Genomic DNA, 8,168 nt, shown 5'->3' with positions numbered 1-8,168 from the left:
GCGGAGAGGGGCATAAATCTTCCTAGTTTTGAACGAAAAAACAAGTTTTGAAAGCCTCTCTCCTTGCAGGGGAGAGGTTTGGAGAGGGGTTTTTAGCATCCGTCGAACTCACGTTTAATTAATAGGCTTTAAATTCAAAGATTTACAAAATAGGCTTAGATCCTCGATTTCTCAAAGAAGTCGAGGATCTGTTCTTACTATCTGATATTTTTATCAGCAACAACAGATGGCCCAGCTGTAACAACGACAATTCTATCCGGGTTTAATAGCTCACGTGCGGCTTGATTGACTTCGGCAAGAGTGACGTTTTTGATTTTTTCTGTGAAAGAATGCAGTTCTGTTATTTCAAGTCCATATACTTGATTCATTAGTATTTGATTTACTAATTCTTCCGGGTTGGCAAGGGAAACTTTATAGTTGCTAATTAAGGTATTTTTAGCAGTTTCCACATCATTTAAAGTCACGCCCTGTTGATGAATCTCTTGTAAGAGTTTACGGGTACTAGCGATCGCTTTATTGCTATCCTCAGGACTAGTTTGCATTTCAATCCAAAATGTCCCGACATTTTTTTGCGCGTGTAAGTAGCTATAAATACCATAGGTTAAACCTTGGCGATCGCGCACTTCTGCACCTAAGTAACTAGATAAGGTATCGCCTCCTAAAATTTGATTCAATACTAAAGCTGCATAATATCGAGGGTCTTGACGGGTAATGCCTGTGTAACCCATAAAAGTAATTGCTTGCGCTTTACCCGGAATCACCGAGTTTACACTTACTACGTCATTTGGCATTGCTACTACCGGATATTTTAGCTGTGGTGGTTGACCACTAACTTCCCAGTCTCCCAATTCTGTTTGCAGTAGCGATCGCACTTTTGCAGGTTCAAAATCTCCTACAAGTACTAATACAGTTGTATCTGGACGATAATATTTTGCCTTAAAAGCAATGACATCCTCACGCCTAATTTTTTGCAGACTCTTTTCTGTGGGGAAGGCGTGTAAAGGGTGTTGTTTTGGATAAATTGATTGGACGAAAACTCTCTTGGCTACTTCAGCAGGATCATCTAGTTCCTGTTTTAAATCTGTTAAAGTTTGCTGGCGACTTAGTTCCAATTCTTTTTTAGGGAAGGTACTATTTTTCACAGCATCAGCCAAAGTCTGAATCAGAATTGGTAAGTCTCCTGCTAAACTATCGCCCTCGATTCGTACACCTTCACGGTAAGCAGAAAAATCGAGACTTGCGCCTCTTTCTTCTAAGGCTTTAGCCAGAGTTAAAGCATTTTTTGTTTTTGTCCCACTCATCAAGTTATCGGCTACAAAAGATGCTAGTCCGGCTTGATTTTCGAGATCAAATTCTTTTCCTGCTTTGATATTTCCGCTTAAAGTAATAGTAGGAGTGCTTTTATCAGGTAATAGTAATACTTGCAGACCATTACTTAATGTGAATTGCTGTGGTAAAGCTGGACTAGAAGTGTAATGGTTTCCACTATGAGAAACTTGCTTCACCACATCTTTTGTTTCATCTAGTGGTGGTAGGTACTGACCCACATCTGCGGGTACTACATCTGTACTCGCTGATAAATTTTCTGTAGTTTGTTTGAAGTCGGGTTTATTACCAATTTCCGCTACATTTTTATTAGTTGGCTGAAACAAACCAACTACACGCGCTTCTGGTTTCAGATATTTGTTGACTACTTTTACAATATCTGCTGCTGTCACTTGCCTCACAGCATCTAAATAGCGATTTGTATAGCGATAATCACCAGCCGTTATCTCATCGTTACCTAATTGCATAGCCTGACTGGTAATGTCCCGGTTACTCAAAATTGTCGCGGCTTCTAACTGTGTCTTAGCCCTGGCAATTTCTTCTGGTTTTACCCCTTTTTGCGCTAAATTAGCGATCGCACGCTGCAATACCGTCTCAATTTTTTTCAAATCTTGATGATCATCTGCGGTTACTAACAACTCATACCACCCCGCATCTCGCAAGCTGGCGACAGAAGCCGAGACTTCACTAGCCAAACCAGATTCTACTAATGCCTGATAAAGCCGCGAATTGCGTCCCTCTGTCAAGATATAGTCCATCACTTCCAAAGCTGGGATATCCGGGTGATTTAAATCTGGTAGCGGATATACCACTTGGTACATCGCTGCTGCGCCTGGTTCTCGGATAACTAAGGGAGTGGGGAGTGGGGAGTGGGGAGTAGGGTGTACTGGCTGTTTACTGTTAACTGTTACCTGTTTACTGTTAGGTAATTTACCAAATAATTCTTTGACTGTTTCTAGAGTTTTAGTTGTTTGAAAATCTCCAACGATTACTAATACCGCATTATCAGGAGTATAAAAGTCACGGTAATATTTCTGTACCTGTTCTACTTGGAAATTTTCTACATCTGCTTTCGTACCGCCTACAGGCAAACCGTAAGCATGATTAGGAAACAAGGAGCGCATTACAGCACGGTTGAGGCGATATTCTGGGCTATTTTCGTAGCCTTGCAATTCCGAAATTACTACCCGTTTCTCGCTTGCTAGTTGCTCGGCATTAATGAGAGAATTTTGCATTCTATCGGCTTCTAGCACGAGTAAGGCTTTTAACTTGTCGCTTTCTACAGTACCGTAATAAGCTGTCTGGTCATAACTAGTAAAAGCGTTGGAGTCGCTACCTAAAGCACTAAATAATCTACCAAATTGAACTGGACGGTTTTTGGTTCCTTTGAACATCATGTGTTCTAGTTGATGTGCAATCCCATTGACTCCCGGTTCTTCGTTACGTGAACCGACTTTATACCACATTTGCACACTGACAACTGGTGCTGTATGCACTTCTTTAGTTAAAACAGTCAGACCGTTTTCTAATACTGTTTTACGCACTTTTTCTGTTATTTTTGAGTGATTTGGATGATTGGCAATCAATTTTGTTTGAATATTTTTTTGATTTAAACTAGCTGTATATTTGCTGTTGGCAGGTTGATCACTTAGACAAGATACTGTAATTATCCAGAGACTTAAAAATAATAACGACCAACGATACCCATACCCGATAAAAAACACAGACATTTTTTTGGTAGATGTATTTAAATTAAATTACGCATTTATAAGCGATGCTAATAACAGTTTATCTTTCTCTAGTATTAGTGTAATCAGCGACAGTACCAGAGAAAAACTATTTTAATAAAAAAAGTATATAAAGCGACAGACTCAATTAACCGAGTTTGCTTAAAGTGCGAATAAATTCTAGAGGTAAGCCATCGCTGTCAGCAATAAAAGTCACCTCCCAGATGCGATCGCCTATTTGCTGTTGTGTTGGTTCTAAAAGAATTTTGAGGGGTGATAATTGTTCCGGCTGGCTTTGGGCTGCTGATGCAAATCTTGCTTTTAAATCGCTCAACCAGTTAGGTAAATCTGGGGTAATTTGGGTTAAATCAAACGATAAATGATAGTACCCGACATAATGCTCATCTTCAAATGCATCGGGAGCGGGTTTTGGTTGAGGAATTTGAATCAGTTCAATTCTGCCGTTTAGTCCTTCCATCCAGCAAGCGAGGGTATAGCCTGTAGTGAAGCGTTCACAAACTGTAAACCCCAACAACTCATAAAAAGCGATCGCTCGATGAATATTCGCAGTCCGGATAGAAGCGTGGTGCATAATTTGTCAATAGTCCTTAGTCAATGGTCATTAGTCACTGGTAAATACAAATGACTATTGACCAATGACTAATAACTCTTATTCAAACAATCTGAAATAAGGGTAACGCACAGGCACCCCTGGCTCTTTTTCCAGGTCAAAATTAATCACGTCCCAGCAGGGTTCTGCCACAGAATCGGGACTAAATTCTACTGGTAAGCCATATAGCCGCGCCGAAGTCGTTTCTGGCTGTCCAGAACGCCAAGGCGTGCTGCGTTCTAAATACCCACTCATCAATTCCTGATAACGTCTGGCAATGATGACTCTTGTTGCTCGATAGCCTTGAGTATAGAGTTTGTCTAAGGCTTCGTGGATTTCAAACCTGATGCCATCAGGATGAGTATGCTGTCTATACCATTCATTATTCCATCTTCGCCAATGACGACCTGACTGTAAATGAATCAACTCTTCGGTTTTAGGGTTGGCTTCAAATGCGCCATGACGAGGACAAAGATAAGTATCTGTAAGTGTCAAAGCCGGAATAGTTTGCCGACAGTGGGGACACTGAATTTCGGGGCCAAATATTGGGTACTGCAAACCTGGATTCATCATGAAGTGCGTACAAACATAATTTCTTCTTTACCAGCACCATTAGGTTCGATTTTACACTCCGGCTCCTCCCTGTGGGGTAACTGCTTACAACTGCACGGAAACGGATTTGCAGCCAAAACAATTGTAAACCTTGCCTTCCTAAGTGTAGAGGACTAACAACATGATATTCTGGTTTTGCAACCAGCCTCAAAGGTTGGAGTTTTTCCAGTGTTCCTGGGTACCATATTCATATTCTATCGTGTCTACTGCTTCTAACTTGCCATCTCCTGATTTTTCTCAAGCAGCTTTTGTTGCAAACAATGCTGTTGTTATTGGTTCAGTTAATATCCAAGCCGGAGCAAGTATTTGGTATGCAGCCGTAGTTAGAGCGGATGTAGAACGTATTGACATTGGTGAATGTACAAATATTCAGGATGGAGCTATTCTTCATGGTGACCCTGGTACGCCCACTATTTTAGAAGATCATGTGACTGTAGGACACCGTGCTGTGGTACATTCTGCCTACATTGAGCGTGGCAGTTTAATTGGCATTGGTGCTGTGGTTTTGGATGGGGTACGGGTAGGCACTGGCAGCATTATCGGTGCTGGTGCAGTCGTCACCAAGGATGTACCGCCTTTATCTCTGGTCGTTGGGGTTCCTGGCAAAGTATTACGCCAAATTAGCGAAACTGAAGCCGCAGGATTGATTGAACACGCTGAACGTTACAAAAATTTAGCTTTGTTTCATGCAGGCAAGCGGAGTGATATGGGTTTTTAGCACTGGGTAGGGGAGCAGGGGGAGCAGGAGAGCAGAGGGTCAGAGGAGAACCATAAATTACTATTGACCAATGACAAATGACCCCACTGTAATCTTTCTTTACATATAAGGTTGGAAAAAATGCCCACTTCGGCTAAAAATAAAAATGAGAAGAGTTGATAAAACTTTAATTTCTACTTAACAGAGGGGTTCGAGATTATGGATAATATCGATTTTCGTGTAGTAATCGTTTTAGCGCCTATTGCTGTTGCGGCTGGCTGGGCTTTATTTAATATTGGTGCTGCGGCTTTAAGACAAGTTCAAACCTTTTTGAACAGAGAAGCCTAAACATAAATTTACATCATCACCCTCAAACCGACTGTTTCTGCTTAATCAGGGCAGTCGGTTTTGTTGATAGAAGGCAGAAGGCAGGAGGCAGAAGGTTAAAAAATAAAATTTCCTACTACCCTGCGGGAACGCCTGCCGTAGGATGCCCTTAGGGCTGTAGGGCGAACATACTTCACACTTCACACTTCATTTGTGGATATTGATTCTTTACTCCAACCCTTGCAACATTTTGGTGTGAATCTCGGACTCTCACGTATTGTCAAGCTGTTGGCAAATCTTGGCAACCCCCATGAGCGCGTTGCGGTCATTCACGTTGCTGGGACAAATGGGAAAGGTTCTGTCTGTGCTTATCTTTCCTCTGTGTTGACCGAAGTTGGTTATCGGACAGGGCGTTACATTTCTCCCCATTTAGTTGACTGGATGGAACGTATTTGTATCAATGAACAGCCAATTTCTGCTGAGGAACTGAGTCAACTTGTGCAGAAAGTTCAGGCGGCTGTTTCTTTTGATGATGAGTACCCCACTCAGTTTGAAATTATTACTGCTGCGGCTTGGTTATATTTTGCCCAGCAACAAGTTGAAGTGGCGGTGATAGAGGTTGGGCTAGGGGGACGCTTGGATGCGACGAATGTGTGTTCTCAACCTTTGGTAACGGTTGTGACATCGATTAGCCGGGAACATTGGCAACAATTAGGCCCAACAGTAGCCGACATTGCGAGAGAAAAAGCTGGGATTTTTAAACCTGGGTGTCCGGCGGTGGTTGGGCCTTTGCCAACTGAGGCTGAAAAAGTTGTGCGATCGCGCGCCCAAGAATTACAATGTCCAATATTTACGCCTCAACCTGCACTGCAAATCTCTCCAGGATGGGCAGAATATCACTCACTGCAAAATCCGCAAAATTCCATCAAATATCCTTTACCTTTACAAGGACAAATTCAGTTAACTAATTCAGCTTTAGCATTAGCCGCGTTAGAAATTTTGCAACAACAAGGCTGGAAAATTTCTGAATCTGCCATCATCAACGGCATGGCAAAAACCAAATGGCCAGGAAGAATGCAATGGCTGACTTGGAAAAATCATAAATTATTAATAGATGGCGCACATAACCCTGCTGCTGCTCAAGTATTGCGTAATTATGTTAATACTTTAAATAGTCAAAATGTAAATTGGATAATAGGAATGCTCTCGACAAAAGAGCATAAAGAAATTTTTCAAGAATTACTAAAACCCGGAGATAAATTATATTTAGTGCCAGTTCCAGATTCTAGTTCTGCAAATCCGAATGAATTAGCAATTCTGGCTAATAACCTTTGTCCTGAACTAAGTATTTGTCAAACCTACCCAGATTTGTCATCAGCATTAGAATCCGCTTTTACTACAACAGATAATTTAGTAGTTTTGTGTGGTTCTCTTTATCTTATCGGTCATTTTTTAGGAATATTAAACCATAAATAAAAAATGTAGAGACGTTGCATTGCAACGTCTCTACATTTACCGATTATTCCATTGTTGCGCTGCATCTTCTACTGCTTGATCAACAGTTTTTTGACCTAGCATAGCTGCTTGTAAATTCTCATAGACAGCTTTTTGCAGTTTATTAAAGTCTTTAAGTGTTGGTGTTAATACCTCTGCTTGTTGCAACTGCGTAGCACTAATAACTCTCGCTTTTTCTACTGTAGAAGCGGTGGCTGGAACATCTTTAAAGTAGCTATCAGACAAAGCTTTAACAGTAGAAGGTAAAACATTAGCAGCTTTGGCAAAAGCTAATTGATTTTCATCATTTGTGACAAACAAAGCAAACTTTGTAGCGGCTTCAGGATGTTTGCTAGCACGTGGAATAACTATATTCATCACAGCGACATTTTTTTTGCCTGTGTCGCCTGTAATTTGCGGGGCTATGGCTGAAGCTTGAGCAATTTTTGGTGCATTAGTAGCTATTGTCTTGAGGAATTCTGGCCCTGAAGCTAAAAATGCTGTTTCACCTGATTGGTATAAATCAATAGCGTGACGATGGCCTTGGGTTAACACTTCTTTGGGCAAAAGTCCTTTTTTGTATAAATCTACCCAATATTGAAATGCTGCTTTACCTTGAGGTGAGTTAAAAGCTGCTTTGCCATCCGCATCTATCAAAGTGACTCCCATCTGTACCATCGATTCTATTACTTCACCAGAATCTTGCGGTACAAACGTAGTAAAAAACGCATACTTACCAGTTTTATCTTTAATTTGTTGCGCTGTCTGTGCTAATTCTGCGTAAGTACTAGGCGGTTTATTAATACCTGCTTGTTTCAGTAAATCAGTATTATAAATGGTTAGCCGTGTAGTCAGATACCAGGGAATGCCAAAACTTTTGCCATTGAGTGTGCTGGCTTTCCAAATATTAGGTAAATATGCGGAACGGGCTTCTTTTGGAACTGTGGTGTCTAAGTCTAACCAAGCGTTTCTACCTGCTAGTTGAGATGCAAAATCGGGGTTGAGGTTAACAACATCAGGTGGTGTTTTTGCGGAGACAGCCGTTAAAATTTTGTTCTCCATTGCAGCCCAAGGCACATCAACCCAGTTAATCTTTACACCTGGATTTTGCAACTCAAAATTAGAGATTAGTTTTTGAAAGTAATCAGTAAATTGCGGTTGGAGTTGCATAGTCCAAAACTCAATCTTGGCTACTTGGGTCGCGCCCTGTTTTGTATCTGTGCCGACATTGCCTGTGCTACAACTTACAATCCAACTGGTTAAGATGCCAATTAATGCCCAAGCAGCCAGTTGTTGAAATTTTTGCAATCGAATCATTTTACCAGTATTTTCACCCTTGATATTAATAGAATCCTTATGCAGAATTAACGAGATT

The 8,168-nt window shown here is 41.1% G+C and carries 7 protein-coding genes; 3 read left to right on the top strand and 4 right to left on the bottom strand.

Features of this window, described 5'->3' with window-relative positions; genetic code table 11:
• Nucleotides 1-197: 197 nt before the first annotated feature.
• From H6G76_RS16660 to H6G76_RS16650, 3 genes are all read right to left on the bottom strand, one after another.
• A complete protein-coding gene (locus tag H6G76_RS16660) occupies nt 198-3,056 on the bottom strand; it encodes a pitrilysin family protein (protein WP_190702640.1) in 2,859 nt (952 codons plus the stop codon).
• 145 nt (nt 3,057-3,201) lie between these two features.
• On the bottom strand, nt 3,202-3,645 hold the full coding sequence (locus H6G76_RS16655; protein ID WP_190702638.1) for a VOC family protein: 444 nt from the start codon (nt 3,643-3,645) through the stop codon (nt 3,202-3,204).
• 78 nt (nt 3,646-3,723) lie between these two features.
• Nucleotides 3,724-4,236 carry a TIGR02652 family protein gene (locus tag H6G76_RS16650; protein WP_199337406.1) on the bottom strand — a complete coding sequence of 171 codons (513 nt, stop codon included), beginning with the start codon at nt 4,234-4,236 and terminating at the stop codon, nt 3,724-3,726.
• Nucleotides 4,237-4,474: 238 nt separating this feature from the next.
• On the opposite strand from H6G76_RS16650, the gene H6G76_RS16645 reads away from it, so the two are divergent.
• The 3 genes from H6G76_RS16645 (at nt 4,475) to H6G76_RS16635 (ending at nt 6,775) form a co-directional block, all read left to right on the top strand.
• Nucleotides 4,475-4,993 carry a gamma carbonic anhydrase family protein gene (locus H6G76_RS16645; protein WP_313934786.1) on the top strand — a complete coding sequence of 173 codons (519 nt, stop codon included), beginning with the start codon at nt 4,475-4,477 and terminating at the stop codon, nt 4,991-4,993.
• A gap of 198 nt (nt 4,994-5,191) precedes the next feature.
• Nucleotides 5,192-5,320 carry a photosystem II protein Y gene (locus H6G76_RS16640; RefSeq protein ID WP_190702632.1) on the top strand — a complete coding sequence of 43 codons (129 nt, stop codon included), beginning with the start codon at nt 5,192-5,194 and terminating at the stop codon, nt 5,318-5,320.
• Between the two features lie 192 nt (nt 5,321-5,512).
• Nucleotides 5,513-6,775, top strand: a complete 1,263-nt coding sequence (locus tag H6G76_RS16635) for a glutamate ligase domain-containing protein (protein ID WP_190702629.1) — start codon at nt 5,513-5,515, stop codon at nt 6,773-6,775.
• 36 nt (nt 6,776-6,811) lie between these two features.
• Here H6G76_RS16635 and H6G76_RS16630 read toward each other — a convergent pair whose 3' ends face one another.
• Nucleotides 6,812-8,110, bottom strand: a complete 1,299-nt coding sequence (locus H6G76_RS16630) for a sugar ABC transporter substrate-binding protein (RefSeq protein ID WP_190702626.1) — start codon at nt 8,108-8,110, stop codon at nt 6,812-6,814.
• Nucleotides 8,111-8,168 lie beyond the last annotated feature (58 nt).

The sequence above is a fragment of the Nostoc sp. FACHB-152 genome, from assembly GCF_014697475.1.
Lineage (GTDB): Bacteria > Cyanobacteriota > Cyanobacteriia > Cyanobacteriales > Nostocaceae > Nostoc_B.
This window is presented reverse-complemented; position numbering and strand designations above follow the sequence as displayed.